The organism is Pseudarthrobacter sp. R1, assembly GCF_024494415.1.
Taxonomy (GTDB): domain Bacteria; phylum Actinomycetota; class Actinomycetes; order Actinomycetales; family Micrococcaceae; genus Arthrobacter.
On the sequence record NZ_JAMKFI010000043.1, the window covers coordinates 1 to 875 of the forward strand.

The window sequence follows — 875 nt, forward strand, 5'->3', positions numbered from 1 at the left end:
GCGCGCAGGACCTGCTGTCCCAGGCAAAATCAGGGCTTTCCAGCCAGGCCGGCACCCAGCAGCAGAAGGCGGCCGAAGGCATCCGCACCATTTCCAGCCAGCTGCAGAGCATGGCTGACGCCCCGGAGCAGCAGGGTATGGCCAGCGACCTGATCCGGCAGGCTGCGCAGCGCAGCGAGTCGGTGGCTTCCTGGCTTGAGAACAAGCAGCCAGGCGACTTGCTGGGCGAGGTCCAGAGGTTCGCCCGCAACAAGCCCGGCACCTTCCTCCTGCTTGCCGCCGGTGCCGGCGTCCTCGCAGGCCGCCTGACCCGCGGCCTCACCGCAGGCACCACCGGAACTGCAGCCACGTCCGGCAATGCCGGCACTGCAGGACTTTCCGGCCAGTACTCCAGCCCCTACGGCGACCAGTACACCGAGGGGTACACCCCTGCCGGCGGAACAGTCCCGCCTCCCCCGGTCCAGCTCCCCGGTCCGGCCACCACCACAGCGGGTTACGACGGCGGCGCGCCGGGTACCAGCTACCCGGACGCAGCACGTCCCGCCAGCCCCCTGGACAGCCCGCAGCTGGTGGAAGAGGAGCCTTGGTCCGGAACCCGGACAACTGAGGACCCTCTGGGTGACCCCCGGCTTGCCGCTGATCCGCTGGATGATGATCCCCTCGCCCGTGACCGCCGTGCCGGCGGGCAGTCAGGCGGGCTCTGATGAGTAGTTCTATTCCGGAGCCGCCGCCGAGTGAGGCGCACGTGAAGGCGGACAACGCGTCGTTGGGTGAGTTGCTGGGTGATGTGACCCGGGATCTGTCCACCCTGATGCGCCAGGAACTCGAGCTCGCCAAGGCCGAAGCCAAGCAGTCCGCCACCAAGGCAGGCAAAG

2 protein-coding genes are annotated in these 875 nt (G+C 68.8%); both read left to right on the forward strand.

Annotated elements, in window-relative coordinates:
• A partial coding sequence (locus M8J71_RS22905) for a hypothetical protein (protein ID WP_256250166.1) occupies positions 1-704 on the forward strand: 704 nt, incomplete at its 5' end.
• Positions 704-875, forward strand: a 172-nt coding sequence (locus tag M8J71_RS22910; RefSeq protein ID WP_256250168.1) for a phage holin family protein, incomplete at its 3' end; no start/stop codon positions are given. The genes M8J71_RS22905 and M8J71_RS22910, both read left to right, overlap by 1 nt.